We start from the raw sequence: 26795 nt of genomic DNA on the forward strand, positions 1-26795 counted from the left end.
CTGGGCAAGCAGCTTGGCACGATTGGGTGCCGCCGCTTACAGGAAACCGATACCGTCAGAAGACGGCTGCTCCTTTTGCCCGCTCACTCTTGCGCGAATCCTGCGCTGACCAATCGAAGAATATTGCACCGTCTGGTGAGCGATTGCTTTGCTCTTCCTAGAGCCCGGCCTTGACCTTCTGCGCGACATCGGCAGGAACCCATTTGGTCCATAGCGCGGCGTAGTTCTGGAGGAAGTAGACGGTGGCTTCCTCGTTGCTCTTGTGGTTGTCATCCTGCCAGGCGAGCACTTCGTTGATTGTCGTATTGTCCCACGAGCGGAGCTTCAGGTAATCCATGGCCGGTCCGGCACGGTCGGCGAAGGCTTTGGTGACAATCGTAAAGGCCCGTGAGACGGGATAGGAATTCACCTGCGGCCGCGCGCAGCCGGGGACAGATGTGCACTTATCCCATTCTGCCTTGTCATGACCCACGCCGAAGCTCAGGCGCGTCATGTCGTATTTGCCGAGGACGGCCGTGGGTGCCCAGTAATAGCCAAGCCAGCCCTCCTTTTTCTGGAAGGCGTTTGCGATAGAATCATCAAGGTCCTGTGGGCTGCCGGTTTCGATCAACTGAAACCCGCTCTTCTCGGCGTCCAGCGCGCGGAACAGGTTGGATGTCGAAATCTGACAGCTCCAGCCGACGGGGCAACTAAAGACGGCGCCCTGCGATGCATTTCCCGGCGCGGGGAAGAGTTCCGGATGCTTGAGCGCATCCTGTACGCTGCGGATATTGGGGTTAGCGTCGGCGACGAATTTGGGTATCCACCAGCCTTCGACAGCTCCCTCCGAAAGGATTTCCGCCGCCAGGATCAGCCTGCCTTCCTTGACCGCACCGTCGAGTTCTGTGCGGACGGAATTGATCCAGAACTCCGAAGCGATATCCGGCTCACCGTTCTCGTTCATCGACAGGAAGGTCGGCATCGTGTCGCCCGGGACGATTTTGACAGAGCAGCCATAACCCTTCTCAAGAATGAACCTGTCGAAGTTGGCCGCAATACCCGCCGAAGCCCACTTCATTTCAGCGATGGTGACGTTGCCGCATTCGGCAGCCTGCGCAGTCGTAGCGGCCGCACAGATTCCTGCGGCGAGCAGGATCGACGTGCAGAGAGATCTCATTTGCCTTCCCATTCTTGCTGCCCCGCCACAACTAGGCGTTCCGCGTCTTGCGGAGATCTTTATCCTGTTTGTCCGGCTATTGCTGTGGCGCTCGTCTTGATGCCTTGGAATGGCAGCCTACGCGTTCGGCTGTGGAAATCAATCGTTCTTCTGTGCATGAGGCGTGAAGTCTAAGCGTCTGATTTGAAAACGTATTGCCAGCCCCACCAAAAGGTTACCACGAGCGTCCCAAAGCCGGAAAATGCCGAAATTCATCTTTGCTTAGGGAGTTGCTAACCGTCCGGTAACAATGTGGCGGTATCTGTTCTTCCGTGGCGGGGGACACCGCCGCTTCTCCGGATCAGGTAATGCGTCCCGGAGAACGTGAGCTTCGCCGTGTATGGGCGAATGCGCCAGCGTATTTCGGCAGGCCGCGCTACCCTAAGCGGGTGACGTGGCCTTCGCATTTTCGGCGCTTGCGATTGACCACGGCAGAGAGGCCGTTGTAGGCGGGGGTCGGGTTCTCCGGAGTTCCGTGACAATGACCAAGGCCATCATGCTGCAAGGGACCGGCTCCGATGTCGGCAAGACCGTTCTTGTCGCGGGGCTTTGCCGTCTTGCTGCCAATCGTGGCCTTTCGGTCCGTCCCTTCAAACCGCAGAACATGTCGAACAATGCCGCGGTCGCCGACGACGGCGGCGAGATCGGCCGGGCGCAATGGCTGCAGTCGCTTGCCGCGCGTGTGCCGTCCTCGGTGCACATGAATCCTGTATTGCTCAAACCGCAATCCGAATACGGCAGCCAGATCATCGTTCAGGGCAAGGTCTGGGGGCAGGCCAAGGGACGGGACTATCAGAAACTCAAGCCAGCGCTCCTCGACTACGTGATGCAGAGCTTTTCGGCCGTTTCGGCCGGAGCGGATCTTGTGATCGTGGAAGGCGCAGGTTCGCCCGCCGAAATCAATCTCAGGGCCGGCGATATCGCCAATATGGGATTTGCCACCCGTGCCGGTGTGCCTGTCGTGCTTGTCGGCGATATTGACCGCGGGGGCGTGATCGCCTCGCTGGTTGGGACGCATACGATCCTCTCCGAGGACGACCGGGCAATGATATCCGGCTACCTCATCAACAAGTTCCGTGGCGACGTCTCGCTCTTTGATACGGGTATCGATGCGGTGCGCCGCTTCACCGGATGGCCATGCTTCGGTGTCGTGCCGTGGCTCAGGCACGCTTCGCGTCTGCCGGCCGAGGACTCGGTGGCGTTGGAACGCCTCGCACGCGGCGGCACGGGGGCACTCAAGGTCGCCGTGCCGGTCTTTACCCGCATCGCAAATTTCGACGATCTCGACCCCTTGAAGGCGGAGCCGGATGTCGATTTGGTTTTCGTCCGCGCGGGCGAGCGGCTGCCTGCGGACGCGCGGCTGGTGATCTTGCCCGGTTCGAAATCAACGATATCAGACCTGGCTGATATGCGTGCGCAGGGTTGGGATGCCGACATACTGGCCCATGTGAAGCGGGGTGGTCGGGTGATCGGGATTTGCGGCGGCTATCAGATGCTCGGGCGCAAGGTCCATGATCCCCTGGGCATCGAGGGACATGCGGTGGATATGGCGGGCCTCGGGCTGCTTGACGTCGAGACGGAGATGGCGCCTGAAAAGACCGTCCGCAACAGTGTTGCGACAGCAGTGGAGGACGGGTCCCCGCTTTCCGGCTACCAGATCCATCTCGGTATCACCTCCGGCGAAGACTGCGGCCGGCCGTTCGCGATCGTCGATGGTAGGCCGGATGGCGCGGTATCGGCAGACGGCCGGATTGCGGGAACCTATCTGCATGGGCTGTTCGCCAGCGACATCTACCGTTCTCGCTTGCTGCGCAGCTTTGGCCTTTCGGGCGACACGAATGACTATCGTGCCGGCGTCGAGAAAGCCCTGGACGACGTTGCGGCCGAGCTGGAAGCCTGTCTTGACCGGCGCTGGCTGGACGAACTTCTCGGCTAGATCTCGCCGGATATTTCGCGGCGGCGGCGATCGAGTTCTTCGCTGTAACGGCGCAGCGTATGCGCCTCGCTCAACTGGCCGACAACCTTGCGCTCAATCAGATTGTTGACGACGGCGAGCGCTTCGCTTTCGGTCTTGTCGAAGATGGCGGCTGCCTGCTTGGCGTTCATCTGCGGCTGCAGGAAATCGTTCTTGTAGCGGATGAATTCGCTGAGATCCTTGCCGGTTTCGTCGGTATCGGTCAGGTTCGCGTAAATCTCCGGAACGAGCACGAGGCCGCTGTACTTGCCGGTACCATCGACCAGGACGACCCGCTGCGCCGAGCCGATGGGGAAGCGTTCCTTGAACTCATCGATCGAGAGAGCGGCATTGGCGGTCTTCACATCGGCGCGCATCAGCCGGTCAACCGTTAGGTTGCGGATCCAGCCGACATCGTGCGCGCTGCGAATGCTCTCGCCGCGCAGGTGGAAGCGCCATGTTGCGAAGGAGTAGCCGAAGGTGCTGCGGACGACGAGCGAGGAGGTGATGACCGCCGCCAGCACAAGCGCCGTGATCGGAAAGTCGCCGGTAATTTCGAGAGCAAGGAACGTCATCGTCAGCGGCCCGCCGATGACGGCGACCGCAAGCGAACTCATGCCGACGACCGCGTAGATGACCGGTGTCAGCGTAGCGTGAGCGAAGTAGGGGGCGGAATAGGCGAAGAACTTGCCTACCAGCGCGCCCATGAACAGCGACGCGAAGAACAGACCGCCTCTGAAGCCCGAACCGATCGAGATCGCGGAGGCGAAGGCTTTCAGGAGGAACAGGCCCACGAGCACCGGAATCGCGACGTCGCGCCCGAGGTTGAGGTGGAGCGCGCCATGTCCTGCCGACAGCACCTGCGGTGTGATCAGCGCGAGGAGGCCAACGACGATGCCGCCAAGGGCAGGGCGCAGCGGCGTCGCGATCGAACTCCGGCGAGCCAATTCCTCGATCCAGGCAACGCCCTGCATGATCATGATACCGACACCCGCACAGAATGCGCCGAGCAGGAGAGCCGGGACGTAATCAGCCGGCATGACCGTACCGAATTCGCCAACGTCGATCAGGAAATCGCTGCCACCGAGCAGCCGAGCCACCAGCGTCGAAACCAGCGCAGAAACCACAACCGGCGTTAGCGAGACGATGGTGTACGAGCCGATGATGAGCTCGAAGGCGTAGAATGCGCCGGTCAGCGGGGCATTGAAGGCAGCGGCAATCGCACCCGCTGCGCCGCACCCAACGAGAACGCGCAGGTCCGAGCGGCGAAGCTGCAGCTTCAGCCCGAGCTTCGAGGCCAGTCCGGCCGCCAGCTGCGTGTAGCCGGCTTCCAGGCCGACGGAGGCCCCGAAACCATTAGAAATAAGATTTTGGACTGCGACCAGAATGCTATCGGTGAGAGATAGCCGACCGCCATGCAGTGCGTTCGCCTCGATCGGATCCACCATCGGCTTCTTGCGGGTCTTGGCAAGCACGAACAGCAACAGACCCAGGAGAATGCCGCCGCAGACCGGCGCCGTCAGCAACAGCAGCTTGTTGTCGATCTGCGACGAACTCAGTCTCTCGACGTCGCTGATTCCGAAGATCAGGCTGTGCATTTCGCGGGAAATGAGACCCATACCGGTCACCGCCAAACCCGATATGACACCGACGATCGCGCCGGCGATGACCATCCCCATCTCGCTGCGGCGCAGCAGGGCGCGCATCCGCCCGATATCGAGAAGGGTATGAAACGGACCGAAGCGGCGAATATCGATTTTGAGGAGCATGGCAGGAAAACTAGGCGGGCGCAGGCGCGTTCAAGTGCGAGGAAGGGAGGGGCAAATCAGTGGCGCGACCCGCTTGCGATGCAATTGCGGCAAAAGACCGGCGCGGACAATAATTATTTATGACGTAAGCCACTGATAAAAGACGATAAATCTTGTAGAGTAGGTCGACTTGACAGCGTTTCGCGGCGATGACGGCAATCTTAGGAGCGACGGCTTTTGATTGACTTCAGGAGTGGCCTTGCCTAACGATGACGCCATAACGGATGGTTCCGGACCGGTTGAATCGGTGCGGATGAAAAGGGAATGTGAAGCGGTGGACCCAATTCGGGCACCGTCATCAGAGCCGACCCCGCGACTGTAGAGCGGTCAGGGTTTTCCGTCCGGCGTTGGTTTCGCGTGGCTGACAGCCTGCAAGGGTGCAGGCGGGCTGTGCGAAAGTGGCGACGGAAAAGTCACTGGCAGTGCATCATGATCAACCGGGGCAGGACGCCTCTTACGTCTACGAATCGTCCGCCTTTTCATGAAATGCAGCCGGGAAGGCGAGGAAGATCCGCTGGCACGATCTGGGGCGACCGGTTTCCGGTTTGCCCCGATCGCGGCCAAGACCCGCGAGCCAGGAGACCTGCCAACTGTGCCGGGCGAAAAGCCCATTCCTGGGTGATGCCCGCTGCCAGCACGGAGGTTGTCATGGCTGAAAGACAGATTTGCCGGCTGCGCTCCGCAGTCGTTCCGGTCTCTCGCGGAAGGCTTCCGAAGATCGGTCAGCGTTTTCCATGAGCCCGATATCATCAGGCGCGACTTTCATCCTGGGCGGCGCGCGCTCGGGCAAATCGCGTTTTGCCGAGCAACTGGTCGTCTCGAGCGGCCTGGAGCACCATTACGTGGCGACCGGTCGGGCTTGGGACGACGAGATGCGCGCCCGGATCGACAAGCACAAAGCCGATCGCGGCGATCTCTGGCATACCCATGAAGAGCCGCTGGATCTTGTCGGCTGCCTGCGGGCGATCGATGGCGAGAAGCGGGCAGTTTTGGTGGATTGCCTGACGCTTTGGATCACCAATCTGATGATGGAAGACCGCGACATAGGGGCGGAATTTGCCTCGCTTGTGGCGTATCTGCCGACGGCACGAGCCCGTCTCGTCATCGTTTCCAATGAGGTCGGTCTCGGTATCGTGCCGGAAAACCGCATGGCGCGGGAGTTTCGGGACCATGCCGGCCGTCTGCATCAAATGATCGCGGCCGAGGCCGTGGATGTGTATTTTATCGCGGCTGGACTGCCGTTGAAGATGAAGGGTTGAATTTCATGAACCAGCAGAAAATTCCGGCGACCGTGATCACGGGTTTCCTCGGCGCCGGCAAGACGACGATGATCCGCAATCTGCTCTCCAATGCCAACGGTAAGAAGATCGCGCTTATCATCAACGAATTCGGCGATCTCGGCGTCGACGGCGACGTGCTCAAGGGCTGCGGCGCGGAGAACTGCACCGAGGATGACATCATCGAGCTCACCAATGGCTGCATCTGCTGCACGGTTGCCGACGACTTCATTCCGACGATGACCAAGCTTCTGGAGCGCGAACAGCGCCCCGACCATATCGTTATTGAAACATCCGGTCTCGCGCTGCCGCAGCCGCTCGTTGCGGCGTTCAACTGGCCTGATATCCGCACGCAGGTCACCGTCGATGGCGTCGTTACCGTTGTCGACAGCGCCGCCGTTGCCGCGGGCCGCTTCGCGGACGATCACGATGCCGTCGAGGCTCGTCGGGTCGAAGACGAGTCGCTCGACCATGAGAGCCCGATCGAGGAGCTTTTCGAGGACCAGCTGACCTGCGCCGATCTGATCGTACTCAACAAGACCGACCTTCTCGACACCGCCGGCCTTGGTCGCGTGCGCGATGAGGTTGCTTCCCGTATCGCTCGCAAGCCTGTCATGATCGAGGCGCGCAATGGCGAGGTTCCGGCAAGCGTGCTGCTCGGGCTCGGCGTCGGTACGGAAGACGATGTGGTCAATCGCAAGTCCCACCATGAACTCGAACACGAGGACGGCGTGCCGCACGATCATGACGAGTTCGACAGCTTCGTGGTCGAGCTTGGTCCTGTTGCCGATCCGGCAGCCTTCGTGGGTGCGCTGAGGGGCATCATCGGCGAACATGACGTGCTGCGGCTCAAGGGCTTCATCGATGTTCCCGGCAAGCCGATGCGCCTGCAGTTGCAGGCGGTCGGCAGCCGGATCGACCACTATTTCGATCGCGCCTGGGCGCCGGGCGAAGCACGCGGCACCCGTCTTGTCGTCATCGGCTTGCACGAGATGGACGAAGCGGCGGTGCGCAAGGCGATCGAAGCGCTGGCATAAGGCAAGACCGATGCATCTGCTTCTGGCACAGCAGGGAACAATCAGTGACGCCGAGGAGGCGATCGATCTCGGTCAATCGCCCGGCGATGTCCTGTTCCTGTCGGCTGCCGATACCGAGCTTGCCGCGATAGCCGCCGCTTATGACGAACCGTCGACCGGCTTCTCGCTGCGGCTGGCAAGCCTGATGAGCCTGAAGCATCCAATGTCGGTCGATGCCTATATCGAGCGGACGGCCCGCCACTCCAAGCTAATCGTCGTGAGGGCGCTGGGTGGCGCCAGCTACTTCCACTATGCGCTGGAGGCGCTCCATACGGCGGCAGCTCGATCTGGCGCGTTCATCGCCGTGCTGCCCGGAGATTCGAAGTCCGATGCGGGGTTGACACCATTTTCGAATGTACCGCTTGAAGACCTGAACGCCCTTTGGGCCTATCTCATCGAAGGCGGCGATGCCAATTCGCGGGCGTTTCTGGACTATGCCGGTGCGATGCTCTCGGGAACTGAAAAGCCGGAAGCGGCATCGCCGCTGATGAAGGCTGGGATCTGGTGGCCGGGCAAGGGCGTCGTCGGCGTCGAAGAGTGGAGGTCGGCGTGCGACGAACGGGTGCGCTTCGTACAGGGAGTGTCACAAACGCCTGTGGTCGCGGTCAGCTTCTATCGCGCGCTCGTGCAAAGCGGAGAGACCAAGCCTGTCGAAGCCTTGATCGATACGCTGCTGGCTGAAGGCATCCGGCCGCTGCCGGTGTTTGCTTACAGCCTCAAGGATCCTGTCTCGAAGGGCATTCTCGAAAGTGTTTTTAACGCCATCAAGCCCGAGGTGGTGATCAATACGACAGGCTTTGCCGTGTCTGCGCCTGGTGCGGATCGCGAGCAGACCGTGCTCGAGGCGAACGACGCGGTGGTGCTTCAGGCGATCTTTTCGGCGTCGTCGCGCCAAGCGTGGGCCGCTTCCTCGCAGGGGCTCTCCGCACGCGACCTTGGAATGAATGTTGCGCTGCCGGAGGTTGACGGACGGGTGCTTGCCCGAGCGGTTTCATTCAAGTCGGCATCGCGCTACGACGCGCGCGTCGAGGCCAATATTGTCGGCAGCGAGCCGGATATCGAGCGGATGCGCTATACAGCGCGGCTTGCAGCCAACTGGGCCAATCTGCGGACGACACCCGTCGGCAAGAGACACATCGCTCTTGTCATGGCGAACTATCCGAACCGCGATGGCAGACTCGGTAACGGCGTCGGGTTGGACACGCCCGCCGGCACGGTCGAGGTGCTGAAGGCAATGGGTGGCGCCGGCTATCCAGTCGCGGATATTCCCGATGATGGCGATGCGCTGATACGACGCCTGATGGAAGGGCCGACAAGTTCAGGACTGGATGGGAAGCTTGTTCGCGAATCGCTTTCAGTGAGTCGATACAAGGCTTTGTTCGGAAGTCTTCCCAAAAAGATTCAGGATGAAATCTGTGAGCGTTGGGGCGCGCCCGAGGCCGATCCCTATGTCGTGGAGGGCGCTTTTGCGCTGCCGTTCATGCGTCTTGGTGAGCTGCTGGTCGGCATCCAGCCGGCGCGCGGCTACAACGTCGATCCAAAGGAAAGCTACCATTCCCCGGATCTCGTGCCACCGCATGGCTATCTTGCCTTTTACGCTTTCCTTCGCCACGAATTCGGTGCCCACGCCGTTATTCACATGGGCAAGCACGGCAATCTGGAATGGCTGCCGGGCAAGGCGCTGGCTTTGTCAGTGGAATGCTACCCCGAAGCTGTCCTCGGCCCCATGCCGCATCTTTATCCCTTCATCGTCAACGATCCCGGCGAGGGGACGCAAGCCAAGCGTCGCGCCGGCGCCGTGATCATCGATCATCTGACGCCGCCGCTGACGCGTGCCGAGAGCTACGGGCCGCTCAAGGATCTGGAAGCGCTGGTCGACGAATACTACGAGGCGTCGGGCGGTGATCCGCGCCGCATCCGGCTTCTCAGCAAGCAGATCCTCGATCTCGTGGCCGACATCGGCCTCGATCGCGATGCCGGCATTGACAAGGGTGAGAGCGAGACGGAGGCTTTGAAGAAGCTCGACGCCTATCTCTGCGATCTCAAGGAGATGCAGATCCGCGACGGCCTGCATGTTTTCGGCGTCTCGCCGCAGGGACGGTTGCTGACGGATCTGACGGTCGCGCTGGCCCGGGTTCCGCGCGGGCTCGGACAGGGAGGTGACCGCAGCCTTCAGCGTGCGATTGCCGCGGATCTCGACTTGGCGTTCGACCCGCTCGATTGCGATATGGCCGAGGCCTGGGCTGGACCGCATCCGGATTTTCTCGTGGGCATCACGGACGCTGTCTGGCGAACGAACGGCGATACAGTCGAGCGGATCGAACTTCTTGCCGCAAAGCTGGTGGCAGCTGAGTTCACCTGCCCGGAGAACTGGGCAGCGACGCGCGCCGTTCTTGCGGAGATCGAGATGCGGCTCAGGCCAGCCATTCTCGCCTGTGGGACGGCGGAGATCGAAGGTCTGCTCCGCGGGCTCGATGGGCGTTTCGTGCCGCCCGGTCCGTCAGGTGCGCCCACGCGAGGACGTCCCGATGTGCTGCCGACAGGGCGGAATTTCTACTCCGTCGACAGCCGTGCCGTGCCGACGCCGGCGGCCTACGAGCTCGGGAAGAAGTCCGCTGAACTCGTGATCCGCCGTTACGTGCAGGATCACGGCGAATGGCCGGTCTCCTTCGGCCTGACCGCCTGGGGCACCTCGAACATGCGCACGGGCGGCGATGACATCGCCCAGGCTCTGGCCTTAATCGGCGTGAAGCCGGTGTGGGACATGACCTCGCGGCGCGTCACCGGCTATGAAATCATCCCGCCCGCATTGCTACGGCATCCGCGTGTCGATGTGACGCTGCGTATCTCAGGCTTCTTCCGGGATGCCTTTCCGGAACAGATTGCACTGTTCGACAAGGCAATCCGTGCCGTCGGGGCGCTGGAAGAAGATGCTACCGACAACCCGATTGCGCAGCGCATGCGCGGCGAGGCTGCACGGCTTGAAGCGGCCGGACTGGACCCGGCCCAAGCAAGCCGTCGGGCCGGCTATCGCGTTTTCGGCTCGAAGCCAGGCGCCTACGGTGCCGGCTTGCAGGCATTGATCGACGAGAAGGGATGGGAACGCCGGGCCGATCTCGCTGAAGCCTATCTCGTGTGGGGAAGCTACGCTTATGGCGCCGGCGAAGAGGGCCGGGCAGAGCGTGGTGTCTTCGAAGAGCGCCTGCGCTCGATCCAGGCGGTCGTGCAGAACCAGGACAATCGCGAGCACGACCTTCTTGATAGCGACGATTATTACCAGTTCGAGGGCGGTATGGCGGCTGCGGCCGAAATGCTCGCGGGTGATCGGCCAGCGATCTACCATAACGATCACTCCAGGCCCGAGAAGCCGGTGATCCGGTCTTTGGAAGAGGAGATCGGGCGTGTCGTGCGCGGCCGTGTAGTCAATCCGAAGTGGATCGACGGCGTCATGCGCCATGGCTACAAGGGCGCTTTCGAGATCGCTGCGACCGTCGACTACCTCTTTGCCTTTGCGGCAACGACGGGCGCTGTGGGCAATCATCATTTCGAAGCCGTCTACCAGGCCTTCGTGGTTGATCCGAAGGTGCGCGATTTCATGATCGAGAAGAACCCAGCCGCCTTCGAGGATATCAAGGAGCGGCTGCTCGAGGCCATCGATCGCCATCTCTGGACGCCGCGCAGCAATTCCGCGCGCTTCGACCTTTCAGACACATTCAAGCTTGCATCCGGGGAGAATTGAGATGACCGCCGAAAATACCGAAACCGCTGGCCACGACGACGCGCGCCACGCCGAGAAGATGGCGAAGAAGAAGGCCGCCCGCGACAAGATCATGGCGACGAAGACGGACGAAAAGGGCCTCATCATCGTCCATACCGGCAAGGGCAAGGGCAAGTCGTCCTCCGCGTTCGGGATGATTTTCCGGCATATCGCGCACAGAAAGCCGTCTGCCGTCGTTCAGTTCATCAAGGGCGCGATGTGGACCGGCGAGCGCGACCTGATCGAAAAGCACTTCTCCGATATCTGCCAGTTCCACACCATGGGCGAGGGCTTCACCTGGGAGACGCAGGATCGCGCTCGCGATGTGGCTGCGGCTGGTACAGCCTGGGAGAAGGCGAAAGAACTGATCCGCGACGAACGGAATTCGATGGTGCTCCTCGACGAGATCAATATAGCGTTGCGCTACGACTACCTCGATATCAACGAAGTGGTCGAGTTCCTGAAGAACGAGAAGCCGTATATGACCCACGTCGTCCTGACCGGGCGCAACGCCAAGGATGAGCTGATCGAGATCGCCGATCTCGTCACCGAGATGGAGCTGATCAAGCATCCGTTCCGTTCCGGCATCAAGGGACAGCCCGGCGTGGAGTTCTGATGACACAGAGTTGGATTTTCTGGGCGGTGCTTTCGGCGGCGTTTGCTGCGTTGACGGCGATCTTTGCAAAGATCGGCGTCGTCGGCATCAATTCCGATCTCGCCACGCTGATCCGCACTGTCGTTATCGTCTTCATCATCAGCGCCATTGTTGTGGCAACCGGGCAATGGCAGCCCTTCTCCAGCATTTCAGGCAAGACCTGGCTTTTCCTTTGCCTTTCAGGCGCCGCGACGGGCGCCTCGTGGCTTGCCTATTTCCGCGCACTGAAGATCGGCGATGCCGCACGCGTCGCGCCGATCGACAAGCTTTCCATCGTTCTTGTCGCGGTTTTCGGCGTCGTCTTTCTCGGTGAAAAGCTCAATCTCATGAACTGGCTCGGCGTAAGCCTGATTGCCGGCGGGGCGCTCTTGCTCGCCTTGTTCTAGCCGCTCGCCTGTGCCGTTGTTGCGAGAAGTCTTGCCGTTTCCTCGTTCGCGGGGAAAAAGGATTCGATCGCAAGTTCGGAAAGGGTGACGTCCACGGGCGTGCCGAAAACAGTGGTTGTCGAAAGGAAAGAGAGCAGGCCTGCTTCCGTTTCCAGTTCGAGCGGCACGGCGATGCCGGCATAGTCGGCTTTCCTGCTCGTCTCCGGCCGGCCACCGCTTAGCGGGTAGGCGGACAATTCCTTCAGCAGTTCGCCGAGAATCGGATCTCCCGTGGCCGAAATCTGTTGGTGCAGCCGCTCGAGGAGATGTGCGCGCCATTCCGGCAGATTGACAATCTTCGGCGCCAGCCCATCGGGATGCAGGCTGAGGCGGAGAACGTTGATTGGCCCTTCCCGCAAAGCGCGATCCCTGACGCCCTCAAGAAGCGGGGCGATCGCGTCATTGGCGGCAATCAATGTCCAGTGCCGGTCGATCGCAAGGGCGGGGTAGGGCTCGTGTCCCTTGAGGATCATGTCGACTGCCTGCCGCGCCGGTCGAAGGGTCGGATCGTCGAGCGAACGCTCGGAAAACAGCGGCGCAAAACCTGCGGCCAGCAGCAGCGGATTGCGATCCCTGAGCGGCACGCCGAGCCGTTCGACCAGATGCAGCAGCATGTCGCGGCTTGGGATCGACCGCCCGCTCTCGATGAAACTCAGATGTCTCTGCGAGATTTCGGCCTCCAAGGCAAGGGCGAGCTGGCTCATTCGGCGCTTCTGCCGCCAGTCGCGCAGATAGTCCCCAAGGGAGCGGGCGGGCGTCATCATCATGCGGCTTCCGGGAGTTGGTCGGTGAAGCCGTGCACGGATTTCAGTCGTCCACCTTCGAGCACCGCGAAATCGGTGCCCTTGATGAGGTGTTCCCCGCCCGTCGGTCCGAGACCCCACGAGAAGCGCAGGTTGTCGCCGTAGCCATCGGCGGTGCCGACGAGTTCGAACCGGAAACCCGGGAAGCGCGCATGCACGGCTTCAACAAGTGCGTTGATCTGCTCATGGCCTTCGCCGCGCATCAAGGGATCGATATAGGTTGCAGCTTCATGCCAGCTTTCCGCGATCAAGGCCGTGCGGCGGGTCGCATCCGTCTCGTTCCAGATCGCGATGTAGCGCTGGGCTTCGGTGTTCGCATCGGTCATCAGATCATCTCCTGTTGGCGCCTGGTTCGTCCAGACATCGCGATCATGGAGAAGCGCCGGCGCCTCATCAATTACGCCGGAGGTAATCGGACGCGGCGTCAGATTTCAAGCCAGATACGGATGGGATTGGCCGGATCGGCCAGAAGCTTGATCGTGAAGGCGACGCAGACGATGACGAGCAGCGGCTTGATCAGGCGGGCGCCGGTGCGCATCGCAAGCCGGGAGCCGAGCTGCGCCCCCAGAAATTGGCAGACGCCCATCATCAAGCCGATCTTCCAAAGGATCGCATCGAAGGAAATGAAGACGATGAGCGCGCCGATATTCGAGCCGAGGTTCAGAAGCTTGGTGTGCGCCGTTGCCTTCAACATGCCGAAGCCGGCAAGGGATACGAAGGACAGCATGAAGAAGGAGCCGGCACCAGGACCAAAGACGCCATCGTAGAATCCGATTGCCGGAACCAGCGTCAGGCCGAAGACGAAGGGCGTCATGCGGCGATGCTTGTCGACGTCATTCAGGTTCGGCTTCAAGGCAAAATAGAGAGCGATTGCCACAAGCAGGATCGGCATGACCGCGCGCAGCACTTCGCCCGGAACGACCGTTGCCAAGGCGGCGCCGAGAGACCCGCCGAGGACTGCCATCAAGGCCATCGGCAATTGCGTGCGCAGATGCACGTGTCCCTTTCGGGCATAGGCGATCGTGGCGGAAGCTGCCCCGAATACGGATTGCACCTTGTTGGAGCCCAGCGTTTGCAGCGGAGGAATACCGGCAATCAGCATCGCCGGGACCGTGATCAGGCCACCGCCGCCCGCGATGGAATCGACGAAGCCGGCGAAAAAGCCAGCTGCAGCCAGCATGAATAGCAGATGAGGGGCAAGGTCAGACAAGGCGGGAGAACTCTGGAATGTGGTACGCGGCGCATGTTGCATTTCCAGCCCCGTGCTGCAATGGCTTGAGGAACACAGGGGCGGGTTTCATTGTCGCATGTGACCGAAATTGTATTCGATGGGACGCGCCGGTACGTGCTCGGTCTCGGCTGCGAGCGCGGAACGCCTGAAAACGAGGTGAGCGAGCTTGCCAGCGCGGCGTTGACGGCGGCGGGTATCGACCCCGGTGAGCTGGCGGCCGTTGCGTCGATCGATACGCGATTCAATGAGCCCGCGATCCTTGCAGCAGCGCGCCGCCTTGGCGTGCCGTTCTTGCTCTTCGCTCCGGCACGGCTCGAGGAAGAAACGCCGCGGCTGAAAAATCCTTCGGCAGTCGTCTTCGCCCGAGTGGGGTGTCACGGGGTTGCCGAATCGGCTGCGTTGGCGGCGATTGGGCCGCATGCGGAACTCGTCGTTCCGAAGACCAAGTCACGACGCGCCACCGCTGCGATCGCGTGCGCCCTGTTGCAGAAAGAATAGCGGACGCTATGGTGGCCGCCGACTTCGCGGCGCCGTCCGGCTGCCCTGCGACAATAACGAAAAGAGGCACACTCATGCACAAGGTCATTTATGACACGGATCCGGGCGTCGATGATGCAATGGCTCTGCTTTTTCTGCACCGCCATCCCGAGATCGATCTGCTTGGAATCACGACCGTGTTCGGCAACGCGTCGGTGGAGACGACGACGCGCAACGCGCTGTTCCTGAAGCGTGAGTGGAACATTCCCGCTCCGGTCGCCAAGGGCGCCAGCGTGACGATCGATCCAGCGCGCACAGAGGGGGCATGGCCGACCTTCGTGCACGGCGAGAACGGCCTCGGCAACATCGAAGTGCCCGAAACGATCGATCTGCCGCTCGATCCGCGTCCCGCTCACCGCTTCATCATCGATACCGTCCGCGCCCACCCGGGCGAGGTCAGACTGGTTGCCGTCGGTCGCATGACCAACCTGGCGATGGCGCTCAAGGAAGATCCGGAGATTGCGGGCCTCGTGAAGGACGTCGTCATCATGGGCGGCAACTTCTACGTTCCGGGCAACGTGTCGCCGGTCGCGGAAGCCAACATCCATGGGGATCCGGAAGCGGCCGACATCGTCCTGACCGCGCCCTGGAAGGTTGCCGTCATTGGCCTCGACGTGACCGCGATCACGACGATGAGCCGCGGCTATCTTGCCGACGTCGCGGCCAAGGGCGACAGCGCCGTAAAGCTGTTGAACGATCTTTCACAGGACTACATCGACTTCTACAAGCACGCAGTCGAAGACGGCATGATGGTTCACGACAGCTGTGCCTGCGTCTACGTAATCGCACCCGAGCGGTTCTCGACCATCAGCGGCCCGGTGCGCGTCGTCTGCGGCGGCATTGCCGATGGGCAGACAATCGTGAAACCGGACGGCCGCCGCTTCCCGCCGGGCGATTGGGACGGCCTGCCGAGCCAGGTTGTCTGCACCGGCATCGAGTCCGAAAAGGTGATCAGTCTCATACGCGACACGCTTCTGCGTGGGTGAGAACTTCGCCCGGTCGCGCGTCGGCTGGGCGTGAAACCTTGCTTGCCGCAAGAGGAGACGGAATGGTTGGAGGACGTGTGCCTTTCACATCTGTCTCGAGCGCGATCAGCGGCGTTGACCTTGCCTGCGACGGGGCATAGATCATGCCAATGATCGAAGCTGCGTTTTCACATCTGCCGGCTCTTGAGCCGGGCAGCGTTTGGCTTGTTGGTGCGGGCCCAGGCGAGCCCGGATTGCTGACGCTTCTTGCCGTCAAGGGATTGGCGGAGGCGGATGTCGTGGTTCACGATGCGCTCGTGAACGTCGATTGCCTGAAGCTTGCACGACCCGACGCCTTGTTGGAATATGCTGGAAAGCGTGGCGGCAAGCCGTCCGCCAAGCAGCGCGACATTTCGCTGCGGCTGGTCGAACTCGCCCACGCAGGCAAGCGCGTCCTGCGCCTCAAGGGCGGCGATCCCTTCGTCTTCGGGCGCGGTGGCGAGGAGGCGTTGACGCTAGTCGAGCACAATGTCCCGTTCCGTATCGTACCGGGCATTACCGCGGGTATCGGCGGGCTGGCCTATGCTGGCATTCCCGTCACGCACAGGGATGTCAACCATGCGGTGACGTTCCTGACGGGACACGATTCCTCGGGCATCGTGCCGGATGCGATCAATTGGGAAGCCATCGGCAAGGGCTCGCCTGTTATCGTCATGTATATGGCGATGAAGCATATCGATCAGATCAGCAAGAAGCTCGTCGCCGCTGGGCGATCGCCATCGGAACCGGTTGCCTTCGTCTGCAACGCATCGACCGGCCTCCAACAGGTGCTAGAAACCACGCTCGATGAGGCGCCGGCCGCTGTTGCAGCCTCCGGCCTCGAACCGCCGGCGATCGTGGTGGTCGGGGAGGTTGTCCGGCTGAGGCCGTCGCTCGATTGGCTGGGGGCGCTTGCAGGACGCAGGCTGCGCCCCGATCCATTCCAGGACTCGAACAGCAGGGAGACGGCATGAGCGGTTTGTTGATTGCGGCCCCGTCCTCCGGATCGGGGAAGACTACGGTGACTCTGGGCCTGCTGCGTGCGCTTCGTAAGCGCGGCATTGCGGTAGCGCCCGGCAAGGCGGGGCCCGACTATATCGATCCGGCCTTTCATGCGGCGGCCAGCGGCGTTGCCTGCCTCAACTTCGATCCATGGGCGATGCGCGCGGAATTGATCGCCGCCAATGCGACCCTGCATCGCTCTGGCGACCGCGTCCTCGTTATCGAAGCGATGATGGGGCTTTTCGACGGCGCGACCGACGGGAAGGGCACTGCGGCCGACCTTGCTGCCATGCTTGGTCTTTCCGTCGTGCTTGTCGTCGATGCGTCGCACATGTCGCAGTCGGTGGCTGCACTGGTAACGGGATTTGCGGGCTTTCGCGCGGATGTTCGCATCGCCGGCGTCATTCTCAATAAGGTTGGCGGCGAACGCCACGAGATGATGCTGCGCAAGGCGCTCGATGAGATCCGCATGCCGATTGTTGCCGTCGTCCGCCGTGACAATGACATCGCTCTTCCCGAGAGGCATCTCGGCCTCGTCCAGGCGGGAGAGCATGATATGCTTGAAAGCTTCATCGAGCATGCTGCCGATGCGGTGTCCGACGAATGCAATTTCGAGTTCCTGCTGCGCATTGCGCGCCAGGGGCTCAATCGCCCGTCCACTGCCAACATTGCTCGGTTGCCGCCGCTCGGCAGCAGGATAGCAGTGGCGCGCGACATCGCCTTTGCCTTCTCCTACGAGCACATGCTGCTTGGTTGGCGTCGGCGCGGTGCAGAAATCTCGTTCTTCTCGCCGCTTGCGGACGAGGCGCCGGATCCGGCGGCAGATGCGATCTATCTTCCGGGCGGCTATCCGGAGCTCCACCCCGGACGTATTGCGGCGGCCGCCAATTTCCGGGCCAAAGTGCTCGACGCCGCCAACAGGGGCGTGCGCATCTACGGGGAGTGCGGCGGATACATGGTTCTCGGCGAAGGGCTGGTCGACGGGGCCAGCGTCCGTCATGAGATGCTCGGCCTCTTGCCTGTGGTGACCAGCTACGAGGAGCGCAAACGCCACCTGGGTTATCGCCGCGTGAAGCCATTGAACGGCGCCTATTTTGAGCTGCCTATGACCGCGCATGAGTTTCATTATTCGGCCGTGGTTTCCGAGGGTGAAGCCGATCGTCTCTTCCAGGTGACGGACGCGTTGGGCAATGACCTTGGACAAGCCGGGCTCCAGCGCGGGCAGATCGCAGGGTCCTACATGCATCTGATCGACCTTGCCGAGGGGGCAAGATGAACGCCCCGATTGTTCATGGAGGTGGCATCACGGCTGCCGCCGCAATGTACGGCGGCGAGGTAGAGCAGTGGCTTGACCTTTCGACGGGTATCAACCCGTGCCCGGTATCACTGCCGGCTATCCCAATGCGCGCCTGGCATCGCCTGCCCGACAAGCATCTCATCGATCGCGCGCGTGTGGCGGCGCGAGACTATTATCGCAGCTGCGACATCCTCCCGCTGCCTGTTCCCGGTACGCAATCGGTTATCCAGCTATTGCCGCGGCTCTTTGATGTTGCCGGACGGGTTGCCATTCTGGCTCCGACCTACGGCGAATATGAGCGCGCCTTCCGGATGGCAGGCCATTCCGTGGATCTGGTCTCCGGTCTGGATGACGTCAAAGCCGGTCACGCAATTGTCGTCATCGTCAATCCGAACAACCCCGATGGTCGCGTCTACGCTCCGGAGAAGGTCGTAGTATTCAGTGAAGAGATGAGGACCAGAGGAGGTTTCGTCGTTGTGGATGAAGCCTTCGGCGATACATGCCCCGAGATGAGCCTGGCGCCGTTTGCCTCGCGGCTGCCGAATGTTCTCGTCTCTCGTTCCTTTGGCAAGTTCTTCGGGCTGGCAGGGTTGCGCCTGGGATTTGCCGTCGCCGCTCCGCAAATCCTGGCGCAACTCGAAGACCTGCTTGGGCCGTGGTCGGTGTCCGGTCCCGCGCTTTCGATCGCAACCGATCTCCTTGCATCGGATCTGGCCCCGATACAGCTGCGGATCTCCGAGAGGGCCGATGCGCTACGCACGATTCTCGAGCAAGGCAGTCTAAGCATTGTCGGAGGAACGCACCTCTTTGCACTCGTCGATCACGAGCAAGCCGCCGAGCTGCACCGGCATCTATGCCAGCATCGCATTCTGGTTCGCAAATTCGATTATCAGCCGCGTTGGCTGCGTTTCGGTCTCGCCGCCGATGCGGCCGGCGACCAACGGCTATCTGATGCATTGCAGAGTTATAGATCATGACATTTGACCATAATCTTCTCGTGCTGGTTCTCGCGCTTCTGCTCGACAGGATTGTCGGGGACCCAGATGCGCTGTGGATGCGCATGCCGCACCCCGTTGCGCTCTTCGGAAACGCGATCTCTCGAGTCGACCGGATGTTCAATCGCACGGAACTTCACAAGCGCGTGCGGCGCCGCAACGGCGTCTGGTCGATCGCCGGTCTTTTGATCCTCAGTGCCGCTGCGGGTTTCGTCTTGCATCGTTTCTTCTCGTTGTTCGGCCTGATCGGGATCCTCCTTGAAGTTGTTTGCGTTGCCGTCTTCATGGCGCAGAAGAGCCTTGCCGATCATGTGGAGGCCGTTGCCGCCGGATTGAAAACCGAAGGCATCAGTGGCGGCCGGCTGGCTGTTTCGCGGATTGTCGGGCGTGATCCGGAAACACTGGACGAGCCCGCCGTCTGCCGTGCGGCAATCGAGAGCCTGGCCGAGAATTTCTCGGATGGCGTGGTTGCTCCAGCGCTGTGGTACGCCGTTTTTGGCTTGCCCGGCCTATTCGCCTACAAGATGCTGAACACGGCGGACTCGATGATCGGACACAAGTCCGACAGGTATGCCGATTTCGGCTGGGCGGCTGCTCGGTTGGACGACTTTGCCAACTGGCCGGCTGCGCGCCTTTCGATTTTCCTGATTGCGGCCGGGGCCTGGCTGCGGCGAGGGAGCGCCGCCTGCCGGGAAGCGCTGCGTATTGCCGCCCGCGACGGCGGCCTGCATCGCTCTCCCAATTCCGGCCGGCCGGAGGCGGCGATGGCGGGGGCGCTGAATGTGCAACTTGCTGGCCCACGCGTTTATTCCGGGGTTGTCGTCATGGAGCCGATGATCAACGGCAGCGGACGTGAAACGGCAACGGTCGCCGACATCGAGGATGGCGTCTCGGTCTTTTATGCCAGCTGTTCGATCCTTGCGGGGACCGCCCTGGTTCTTTTCCTGGTACTGCTCTGATCGCGAAGGGGTGAGTTCACCCAGCACGCTGTGCGGCAAGCCGCCCGTGTGCTTTGCTGTTTAAGCAACACTGGTCGTGCAAATTGCGTGCCGGGAGGGAGGAAAGCATTGGCTTTTTGAAATGGATTTGCCTATGAGGAGGGTTAACTCGTCATTTCAAGAGGTAAGTGCGTGACCGCCACATTCGATAAAGTTGCCGACATCATTGCAGAAACCAGCGAGATCGATCGCGATACGATCAAGCCGGAAAGCCATACGATCGACGACCTCGGTATCGACAGCCTCGACTTCCTCGATATCGTCTTCGCGATCGACAAGGAATTCGGCATCAAGATCCCGCTCGAGAAGTGGACGCAGGAAGTCAACGAGGGCAAGGTTTCCACGGAAGAATATTTCGTGCTGAAGAACCTCTGTGCCAAGATCGACGAGCTGCGCGCCGCCAAGGCCTGATTGGCGCCGTCATCTTTTTCTCCGCCCTGCCGCTGTTAACCATGGCGGCCGGGCGGTTTCGTTCCTAAGTAGGCCTAGCCGCAGGGCAGGTATCCTTGTGGCCGGAGGATTCGATGCTACTGGAGTACTTCCAGATGATTGACCGCATCGAGGCGGTCAACCTTCAGAAAGGGACGCTCAAGGCGCGCTCTGTCGTGCCTGCGAAAAGCCCGGTCTTTGAAGGTCATTTTCCCGGTATGCCCCTGGTTCCCGGTGTGCTGCTGATCGAAACGATGGCGCAGGCATCCGGCATGCTCGTGCTGGCGGCCACCGATTTTGCCGCAATGCCGTTCCTGATGTCCGTCGACGGGGCCAAGATGCGTACCTTCGTGGAACCCGAGGCGGTGTTGGACATCGAGGCGTTTCTGGAACACGACGGCTCCGGATTTGCGGTAACCAAGGCAAAGATCACGAGCGGCGGTAAGAAGGTCTGCGACGCGCAGCTCAAGCTGCGGACCATGCCTTTCAGCGAGGTTCCGCTTGGAGATATCGTCAAGATGCGTGCCGCTGAAGTTGGCCTCATGGATGCGATTGCTTCGCAGGGAGTAAATGAATGAGCAAGGCTCAGAATGATGTCGTGATCACGGGCGTCGGCATTGTAACGTGCCAGGGCGTCGGCAAGGAGCCGCATATCGCGCTGCTCACTGCTGAAGGCGCGCCGCAGACAATCGTCGAGCTTGAGAAATTCAAGCCCTATCCGGTCCACCCGCTTCCGGAGATCGACTGGTCGCAGCAGATCGCCAAGCGCGGCGACCAGCGGCAGATGGAAAACTGGCAGCGTATCGGTGTTTTCGCCGCTGGTCTCGCTCTCGATGACGCCGGCTTCAAGGAAGACGCGGAAGCCTGCGGCACCATGGACATGATCGTCGCTGCTGGCGGCGGCGAGCGCGACATCAATGTCGATACGCTGATCGTCGACGAAGGCCTGAAGCGCAACGACCGTGAGGTTCTCCTGAACGAAAAGCTGACGACGGAACTGCGCCCGACGCTATTCCTGGCGCAGCTGTCCAACCTGCTCGCCGGCAACATTTCCATCGTCCACAAGGTTACCGGTTCTTCGCGGACCTTCATGGGCGAGGAGTCCGCTGGCATCTCCGCTGTCGAGACGGCCTTCCATCGCATCAAGTCGGGCGAATCGACGCACGCACTGGTCGGCGGGGCTTATTCGGCGGAACGTCTGGACATGGTCCTCCTGTTCGAGGCGATCAATGTCTACTGCCGCAACGAATGGCAGCCGCTTTGGTCCCGAGATCACGGCGGCGTCATTTCCGGATCGCTCGGCGCGTTCCTCGTCCTCGAGTCGCGCGCGCATGCGGACGCACGTGGCGCGCACATCTATGCGTCGATCTCGTCCATTGAAGGCGATCGCGGCAATCGCAACTCGGGCAACCTCGAGAAGCGCCTTGAGCGATTGCTGGAAACCGCGTCCGACCTTCCGCCGGAGAGCACCGCAATCTTCTCCGGCTCTACGGGCATTCCTGACCTCGCCGGCCGTGAGAAGGCCGTGCTCGAGCGTCATCTGCCTGGCGCCGCTGTTCGCGGCTTCGGCGGTGTCACCGGCCATGGACTTGAGGCGCATTTTACGCTCGGCCTGGCGCTGGGGGCGTTGGCCGTCGACAGTAAGGCGAAGATTCCGGTCTTCGATCAGGCCCATGAAAAGCCGATGGCGGCCGCGACCAAGGCGGCCGTCGTTACTACAGTCGGTCATCAGCGCGGCGAAGGCGTCGCGGTTCTTTCCGCGGAAGCGTGAGGAGTGTGCAAATGAAAGATTCGGCTTACAAGGATCACCTCGGCCGCCCGATCGTCGCAGTGACGGGTGTCGGTATCATCACCTCGCTGGGGCAGGGCCTGAAAGATAACTGGTCAGCACTGACCGCCGGTAACTCTGGCATTCATGCGATCAATCGTTTTCCGACCGAGGGACTTTCGACCCGCATCGCCGGAACCGTCGATTTCATCGACATTCCGGTCGCGAACGCAGTCGAACGCTCTTACGCGTTTGCCCGTGAAACCACGATCGAAGCGCTCGCCGATGCTGGTATCAGCGGCGATTTTGATGGTCCGTTGTTCCTTGCTGCGCCGCCGATCGAGCCGGAGTGGAGCGCGCGTTTCGATCTCGCCGACCGTTCGCCGCCGGCCGATCATGCCGGGGATGCCTATGACCGGTTCCTGGCTGCTATGCGCCAGCGCCCGGACGGCGCTTTCCATGAGGCGTCGCTGTTCGGCGCAATTTCCGAGCGCCTTGCCGATCGTTTCGGCACACGCGGTCTGCCGGTGACATTGTCGACCGCCTGTGCATCAGGCGCGACTGCAATCCAGCTCGGCATCGAGGCGATCCGCCAGGGTCGTAGCTCGCGAGCGCTTGCGGTAGCGACCGACGGCTCTGTCAGCGCGGAGGCACTCATCCGCTTCTCGCTGCTTTCGGCTCTCTCGACGCAAAACGATCCGCCGACCAAGGCCTCCAAGCCGTTCAGCAAGGATCGCGACGGTTTCGTCATTGCCGAAGGTGCCGCCACACTGGTGTTGGAGTCGCTCGAGGCAGCTGTCGCGCGCGGCGCGAAGATCCTCGGCATCATGAAGGGCGCTGGCGAAAAGGCCGACTCCTTCCATCGTACCCGTTCGTCTCCCGACGGCGGCCCGGCGATTGCGACGATCCGCGCAGCGCTGGCGGATGCTGGCATGGGCGAGGGCGATATCGGCTACATCAATGCCCACGGCACCTCGACGCCAGAGAACGACAAGATGGAATATGCTTCCATGCTGGCCGTATTCGGCGAGCGGATGGCGTCCATCCCGTTGTCGTCGAATAAGTCGATGATCGGTCACACGCTGACGGCTGCGGGCGCGGTGGAGGCGGTGTTCTCGCTGCAGACGATGCTGACGGGCACGCTGCCGCCGACGATCAACTACACCAACCCCGATCCATCGATCGTTATCGACGTGGTGCCAAACAAGAAGCGGGAAAGCCAGGTCAACGCCGTGCTTTCCAACTCCTTCGGCTTCGGCGGGCAGAATGCCAGCCTTGTCATGGCGCTCGAACCGGCTTAATCGGTTCCCGACAAAACATCGAGATAGAACGCCCTCGCGGCGAAGGACTTTGCCATGCGCGCCTTGCAACTGATTGACGATCGCAAGCTTGAGATCACCGACCTTCCAGAACCGGCCGCTCCCGGCCCGGGTGAGGTTACGCTGCGCGTCAAGGCAGTGGCTCTCAATCACATCGACGTCTGGGGCTGGCGCGGCATGGCGTTTGCGAAGCGCAAGATGCCGCTGGTGATCGGCGCGGAAGCTGCGGGCGTTGTCGAAGCGATCGGGCCGGGCGTTGCCAATGTCCTGCCGGGCCAACTGGTGTCGATCTATGGTGCACGTACCTGCGGCCTCTGCCGTCCGTGCAGTGAGGGCCGCGACAATCTCTGTGAGCATGTTTCCGGCGTTCATGGTTTCCATCTGGACGGTTTTGCGCAGGAAAAGGTGAACCTGCCTACGCGCCTCCTCGTTCCGGCCCCTCCCGGGGTTGATGCCATCGGCGCGGCGCTTGCTCCAGTGACCTTTGGAACGGTCGAGCACATGCTGTTCGACAACGCCAAGCTGGAACCGGGCGAAACCATCCTCGTGCACGCCGGCGGCTCCGGCATCGGCACGGCGGCGATCCAGCTGGCGAAAAAGATCGGCTGCACCGTCATCACGACTGTGGGCTCCGACGACAAGATCGAGAAGGCCAAGGCACTCGGCGCTGATCATGTCATCAACTACCGCACCGACCGCTTTGAAGGCGTCGTGCGCAAGCTCACCAAGAAGAAGGGCGTCGACGTCGTCTTCGAGCACGTCGGCAAGGATACGTGGGCGGGCTCCATGCTCTCGATGAAGCGCGGCGGGCGTCTTGTCACCTGCGGTTCTACCTCGGGTGTCTCCACCGACATGAACCTTATGATGCTCTTCCAGCAACAGCTGAAGCTGCTCGGCTCGTTCGGCTGCCGCATGGAGAACATGGCGAATGCCATGCAGAAGATGGGGCGCGGACTGGTCCATCCTGTCATCGACACCGAAGTCGGCTTCGACGACATCGACCGCGCACTGGAGCGCATGGAGTCGCGCCAGATCTTCGGCAAGATCATCCTCAAGATGGATTGAGCCCTTGAAGCTCTTCATCACTAAGGTCGTGCTGGCCCTCATCCACTTTCGCCAGTGGTTGATCGCCCAGGCGATGTTCGGTTTTCTGAACTTCCTGAAGCTGTTTCCGGCTGACGGTGCGATCAACTTTGCCGACTGGCTGACGCGAAAACTCGGCCCGCGCGTGAAGCGCCACCAGCTGATGCTGACCAATCTGCGCAACGCGTTTCCTGAGAAGAGCGAAGCGGAGATCCAGGAAATCGCGCTGGCGAGCTGGGGGAATATGGGGCGTCTTGCCGCCGAGTATGTGTTTCTCGACCGGCTGTTCGATTTCGACTATTTGAGCAAGGAGCCGGGCCGAGTCGAGGTGTCGGGGATACCGATCTTCATCGATCTGCTGGAAAATCCGCGCCCATTCATCGTTTTCACTGCGCACACGGGCAATTTCGAGCTGCTGCCGGTAGCCGGCGCGGCATTTGGCCTTCATGTGTCGGTGCTGTTTCGCCCCCCGAACAACCCCTATGTCGCGAAGAGAGTTTTCGATTTTCGCAGCGCACGAATGGGCAAGCTCGTGCCGTCTCATGCTGGCTCGTCTTTCGCGTTGGCGCGGCAGCTGGAGGCGGGGCAGGGCGTTGGTGTCCTTGTGGACCAGAAATTCCGCAAGGGACTGAAGACAAAGTTCTTCGGGCTCGACGCCCAGACCAATCCGCTGCTCGGAAAGCTCGTCCGTCAATTCAACTGCGAGGTCTATCCTGCACGCTGCATCCGGCTTCCGGGAAATCGCTATCGGCTGGAAATCGAGCCGAAGCTCGCGATGCCCCGGGATAGCAACGGCAATCTCGACATGGTCGCGACGGCGCAGCTCTTGAACGACAAGGTGGAGAGCTGGGTGCGGGAGTATCCCGAGCAGTGGCTCTGGTATCACGACCGGTGGAAGATAAAACACGACGTGTTCAAGTAAGCCTGCGTCGATCCCTATATCTCATCATTGAAAAACCTGCGCCCGCGTTCATTGAATATGAACCTACGTCATGTTAGCGATTGCCATCAAGGCGAGTGGCTAAGCGCTGTTGGCTTCAACTTGCGTGACGCATAGCTCGGTCGATCTCGGTCGCATTCCTTCACGGAATGCATTGGAGGCGTCTTGCTGGGTCTTTTTCGAGCGTTCTCATTGTGTTGTGCGCAGATTGATGCGGCGATCGCCGTCGGTGACGACGCGCGCGTGAACATGCTGGATCGCTCGGTCGAACCGCTCGTCGACGCAATTCTCGGGCATGCAGCTACGAGCATTCTTGAAGTTCATATGCAGCTGGAATTCATCAGTTGCCTTATCGACCAATATGCGGACGACAGTGAGACCGTTCGCGGTTATGTCGCGCTGCTTTCGGCGCTTATGGAAAGGTACTTCGGGGGATCTGCACCCCGTTGGCGGATGCCGCCGGTTGAGCGACAGCCTGTTACCGATCCTTTTGCGTTCGCGCCGAGCGTCGACAATGGCCACTTTCTGAATGCTGCAATCCTCGATGCGATGCCCGACCGTGTCGCGGTGCTGACGAGGGACTATCGCTATCTTTATTCGAACACCGTCAACTCGGCATATCTTGGCCGGAAGCCAATCGATATGATTGGTCGTCACGTGATGGAGTTTATTGGCGAGAAGCGCTTTCACGAAGGCGCGAAGGCAAAGCTCGACGCTTGTTTTGCGGGGCGTGGCAGCGACTACGCCTACGAGCGCCACGGCAGCGACGCGGTGAAGATCGTCCACTGCCGCATGTCGCCATTGCGAGATTCGTCTGGAAGTGTGATCGGGGCCCTGATCATCTTGCAGCACGCGGGAGCGAAGGCGCCGACCGTCGTCGCGTAATCAGGCCTTCGTCCACACGGCAAGTTCATATCCGTCCGGATCACTGAAGTGAAACCTGCGTCCACCGGGGAAGCCGGTGATGGGTTTTACGATGGTTCCGCCGGCAGCTTCCACGCTTGAAAGGGCGGCCTCAAGATCATCCGCGTAGAGAATGACGAGAGGTCCGCCGGGCCGGGGATTGCCTAGCGTCGTAAACCCGCCTTTCAGCCGTCCGTCATCAAATTCGCAGTATTCGGGACCATAGTCGGTAAAGGTCCAGCCGAAAGCCTTGCCGTAGAACGCCTTGCAGGCCTCTATATTGCTGACGTTAAATTCGACGTAGTCGATGCGTCGGTTGTCCCCTGTTGCAGCCATGAT

At 61.2% G+C, this 26795-nt stretch carries 25 protein-coding genes and 1 riboswitch; of the genes, 19 read left to right on the plus strand and 6 right to left on the minus strand.

The genetic code is table 11. The annotated features are described in order from the left end of the window. Positions 1-157: 157 nt before the first annotated feature. Complete coding sequence (locus AF71_RS04335) at positions 158-1156, minus strand: glycine betaine ABC transporter substrate-binding protein (protein ID WP_062371170.1); 999 nt, start codon at positions 1154-1156, stop codon at positions 158-160. Between the two features lie 520 nt (positions 1157-1676). Here AF71_RS04335 and AF71_RS04340 point away from each other — a divergent pair. Further along, entirely contained in the window at positions 1677-3131 is a 1455-nt protein-coding gene (locus AF71_RS04340; protein ID WP_113471018.1) for a cobyric acid synthase, read from the plus strand. Here the strand turns inward: AF71_RS04340 and AF71_RS04345 are convergent. Then, the gene (locus AF71_RS04345; protein ID WP_018854708.1) at positions 3128-4918 is read right to left on the minus strand and encodes a chloride channel protein; all 1791 of its coding nucleotides are present in this window, start codon (positions 4916-4918) and stop codon (positions 3128-3130) included. The two genes, AF71_RS04340 and AF71_RS04345, sit on opposite strands and share 4 nt — an antisense overlap. Before the next feature lie 247 nt (positions 4919-5165). After that, a riboswitch (cobalamin riboswitch) is annotated at positions 5166-5563 on the plus strand. A gap of 128 nt (positions 5564-5691) precedes the next feature. Between AF71_RS04345 and cobU the strand changes: the two genes are divergently transcribed. The 5 genes from cobU to AF71_RS04370 are packed head-to-tail and all read left to right on the plus strand — an operon-like array spanning position 5692 to position 12108. Continuing rightward, complete coding sequence (gene cobU / locus AF71_RS04350) at positions 5692-6216, plus strand: bifunctional adenosylcobinamide kinase/adenosylcobinamide-phosphate guanylyltransferase (protein ID WP_018854709.1); 525 nt, start codon at positions 5692-5694, stop codon at positions 6214-6216. A 5-nt stretch (positions 6217-6221) separates the two neighbouring features. After that, on the plus strand, positions 6222-7271 hold the full coding sequence (gene cobW, locus AF71_RS04355; RefSeq protein WP_169680163.1) for a cobalamin biosynthesis protein CobW: 1050 nt from the start codon (positions 6222-6224) through the stop codon (positions 7269-7271). A 10-nt stretch (positions 7272-7281) separates the two neighbouring features. After that, the gene (gene cobN, locus AF71_RS04360) at positions 7282-11049 is read left to right on the plus strand and encodes a cobaltochelatase subunit CobN (RefSeq protein ID WP_169680165.1); all 3768 of its coding nucleotides are present in this window, start codon (positions 7282-7284) and stop codon (positions 11047-11049) included. Between the two features lies 1 nt (position 11050). After that, a complete protein-coding gene (cobO, locus tag AF71_RS04365) occupies positions 11051-11683 on the plus strand; it encodes a cob(I)yrinic acid a,c-diamide adenosyltransferase (protein WP_018854712.1) in 633 nt (210 codons plus the stop codon). Beyond that, on the plus strand, positions 11683-12108 hold the full coding sequence (locus tag AF71_RS04370) for an EamA family transporter (protein ID WP_025660709.1): 426 nt from the start codon (positions 11683-11685) through the stop codon (positions 12106-12108). Before cobO ends, AF71_RS04370 begins: the two co-directional genes overlap by 1 nt. On the opposite strand, the gene AF71_RS04375 is transcribed toward AF71_RS04370, so the two are convergent. The 3 genes from AF71_RS04375 to AF71_RS04385 all read right to left on the minus strand — a co-directional run bounded on the left by AF71_RS04375 (position 12105) and on the right by AF71_RS04385 (position 14160). Continuing rightward, positions 12105-12908 carry a helix-turn-helix transcriptional regulator gene (locus tag AF71_RS04375; protein ID WP_192240626.1) on the minus strand — a complete coding sequence of 268 codons (804 nt, stop codon included), beginning with the start codon at positions 12906-12908 and terminating at the stop codon, positions 12105-12107. The genes AF71_RS04370 and AF71_RS04375 overlap by 4 nt on opposite strands. A gap of 2 nt (positions 12909-12910) precedes the next feature. Beyond that, the gene (locus AF71_RS04380; protein ID WP_169680167.1) at positions 12911-13276 is read right to left on the minus strand and encodes a nuclear transport factor 2 family protein; all 366 of its coding nucleotides are present in this window, start codon (positions 13274-13276) and stop codon (positions 12911-12913) included. Positions 13277-13374: 98 nt separating this feature from the next. Next, the gene (locus AF71_RS04385) at positions 13375-14160 is read right to left on the minus strand and encodes a TSUP family transporter (protein WP_169680169.1); all 786 of its coding nucleotides are present in this window, start codon (positions 14158-14160) and stop codon (positions 13375-13377) included. 99 nt (positions 14161-14259) lie between these two features. Here AF71_RS04385 and AF71_RS04390 point away from each other — a divergent pair, with 99 nt between their 5' ends. The 13 genes from AF71_RS04390 to AF71_RS04450 all read left to right on the plus strand — a co-directional run bounded on the left by AF71_RS04390 (position 14260) and on the right by AF71_RS04450 (position 26438). Beyond that, positions 14260-14679, plus strand: a complete 420-nt coding sequence (locus tag AF71_RS04390) for a cobalamin biosynthesis protein (RefSeq protein ID WP_169680300.1) — start codon at positions 14260-14262, stop codon at positions 14677-14679. Between the two features lie 74 nt (positions 14680-14753). Continuing rightward, complete coding sequence (locus AF71_RS04395; RefSeq protein ID WP_018854718.1) at positions 14754-15704, plus strand: nucleoside hydrolase; 951 nt, start codon at positions 14754-14756, stop codon at positions 15702-15704. A gap of 149 nt (positions 15705-15853) precedes the next feature. Then, positions 15854-16696, plus strand: a complete 843-nt coding sequence (cobA, locus tag AF71_RS04400) for a uroporphyrinogen-III C-methyltransferase (RefSeq protein ID WP_025660704.1) — start codon at positions 15854-15856, stop codon at positions 16694-16696. Then, positions 16693-18000, plus strand: a complete 1308-nt coding sequence (locus tag AF71_RS04405; protein ID WP_018854720.1) for a cobyrinate a,c-diamide synthase — start codon at positions 16693-16695, stop codon at positions 17998-18000. Before cobA ends, AF71_RS04405 begins: the two co-directional genes overlap by 4 nt. Then, positions 17997-18998 carry a threonine-phosphate decarboxylase CobD gene (gene cobD, locus AF71_RS04410; RefSeq protein WP_169680171.1) on the plus strand — a complete coding sequence of 334 codons (1002 nt, stop codon included), beginning with the start codon at positions 17997-17999 and terminating at the stop codon, positions 18996-18998. The genes AF71_RS04405 and cobD overlap by 4 nt, the downstream gene beginning before the upstream one ends. Beyond that, the gene (cbiB, locus tag AF71_RS04415; protein WP_018854722.1) at positions 18995-19975 is read left to right on the plus strand and encodes an adenosylcobinamide-phosphate synthase CbiB; all 981 of its coding nucleotides are present in this window, start codon (positions 18995-18997) and stop codon (positions 19973-19975) included. The genes cobD and cbiB overlap by 4 nt, the downstream gene beginning before the upstream one ends. A gap of 171 nt (positions 19976-20146) precedes the next feature. Beyond that, the gene (locus AF71_RS04420) at positions 20147-20425 is read left to right on the plus strand and encodes an acyl carrier protein (RefSeq protein ID WP_007533215.1); all 279 of its coding nucleotides are present in this window, start codon (positions 20147-20149) and stop codon (positions 20423-20425) included. 113 nt (positions 20426-20538) lie between these two features. After that, positions 20539-21021, plus strand: coding sequence for a 3-hydroxyacyl-ACP dehydratase FabZ family protein (locus AF71_RS04425; protein WP_113471019.1), 483 nt, complete (start codon positions 20539-20541; stop codon positions 21019-21021). Beyond that, entirely contained in the window at positions 21018-22214 is a 1197-nt protein-coding gene (locus AF71_RS04430) for a beta-ketoacyl-ACP synthase (RefSeq protein WP_018854724.1), read from the plus strand. Before AF71_RS04425 ends, AF71_RS04430 begins: the two co-directional genes overlap by 4 nt. Before the next feature lie 11 nt (positions 22215-22225). Beyond that, complete coding sequence (locus AF71_RS04435) at positions 22226-23512, plus strand: beta-ketoacyl-ACP synthase (RefSeq protein ID WP_025660700.1); 1287 nt, start codon at positions 22226-22228, stop codon at positions 23510-23512. A 54-nt stretch (positions 23513-23566) separates the two neighbouring features. Next, complete coding sequence (locus tag AF71_RS04440) at positions 23567-24595, plus strand: zinc-binding dehydrogenase (RefSeq protein ID WP_018854726.1); 1029 nt, start codon at positions 23567-23569, stop codon at positions 24593-24595. 4 nt (positions 24596-24599) lie between these two features. Then, positions 24600-25535, plus strand: a complete 936-nt coding sequence (locus tag AF71_RS04445) for a lipid A biosynthesis lauroyl acyltransferase (protein ID WP_018854727.1) — start codon at positions 24600-24602, stop codon at positions 25533-25535. Positions 25536-25718: 183 nt separating this feature from the next. After that, a complete protein-coding gene (locus AF71_RS04450; protein ID WP_169680173.1) occupies positions 25719-26438 on the plus strand; it encodes a PAS domain-containing protein in 720 nt (239 codons plus the stop codon). Here the strand turns inward: AF71_RS04450 and AF71_RS04455 are convergent, their stop codons facing one another. Next, positions 26439-26792: a VOC family protein gene (locus AF71_RS04455; protein ID WP_018854729.1), complete on the minus strand. Its 354-nt coding sequence runs from the start codon at positions 26790-26792 to the stop codon at positions 26439-26441. It lies immediately after the preceding gene. Positions 26793-26795: the final 3 nt, after the last annotated feature.

The organism is Rhizobium sp. 57MFTsu3.2, assembly GCF_012932765.1.
GTDB lineage: Bacteria > Pseudomonadota > Alphaproteobacteria > Rhizobiales > Rhizobiaceae > Rhizobium > Rhizobium altiplani.